The sequence below is a fragment of the Vibrio sp. VGrn 2 genome, assembly GCF_009361695.1.
In the GTDB taxonomy this organism is placed as follows: domain Bacteria; phylum Pseudomonadota; class Gammaproteobacteria; order Enterobacterales; family Vibrionaceae; genus Vibrio; species Vibrio diabolicus.
Genome location: NZ_RBWD01000045.1, coordinates 1 through 801, shown reverse-complemented (window position 1 = coordinate 801; position 801 = coordinate 1). Strand labels below are relative to the sequence as shown.

The 801-nt window shown below is 45.8% G+C and carries 1 protein-coding gene; it reads right to left on the bottom strand.

Features of this window, described 5'->3' with window-relative positions:
* Positions 1–46: 46 nt before the first annotated feature.
* The gene (locus tag D8S93_RS25450) at positions 47–472 is read right to left on the bottom strand and encodes a hypothetical protein (RefSeq protein ID WP_193621682.1); all 426 of its coding nucleotides are present in this window, start codon (positions 470–472) and stop codon (positions 47–49) included.
* Positions 473–801 lie beyond the last annotated feature (329 nt).

Below are 801 nucleotides of genomic sequence, written 5' to 3'. Positions count from 1 at the left end.
CATGGAAATGACCAATATTCGCCCTTTTCGCCGCTTTTCCACCCTATTACCCCGCCACTTTCACTCTTAGGCTACAATCACGTACATTCAGCCTGAGAGATCCGTTGCGGAAATAACGCCCAATTAACGTGTGAGCAGCGCAAACACTGAACTTGAATACTGCGCCGTAAACACTAAATTCAACCTGAAGTGAGAGCGCCAAGCGTTGCGAATCACTGTTGAATTGTTTGTTATGTTTTACCACAAACACATGATTTACTTGAGAAAGAACTGCTATTTCTAGCAAGTTTTCTGAACTAAACCACAAGGCTGAAACCAACTTGACCGACAAAGGCGACCAGCCTAAAACAAGTAAGCCCACTTCCCTGCCCAATGAGGCAACCCGACTAAGCCCCAACAAGTTCCCTTTCTTTCCTACCAAAGCGCAAAACAATGCTGAATTGCCGAGGCAACTGCCAAGCCAAAATGCCAATTGACTGAGAACCTAGAAGCGACTTTAAGCCAGCTAAACCACAAGCCAACCGCCACGACCTGACAATGAAGCAACCCGCGAACATTGGCATGTTTTACGGGCTGAGAGATTCAAGAACTTAGACCGACAATGCAGATTTGCTGAGTCTACTAGAGACGAATTGCCAGAGGGACAAAGAACTAGACCCTAAACCTTTAAGCCGTTGAAATACAAGTAAACATAACGCGCAAGTTAAGGTGTGAGAGACGCAGATCCACCCTAACCTAAAATAAACTCTGATAAATCCGTGCCCATTTGGGCACTAAAACCCCAATGCGTTTCGAATCGGC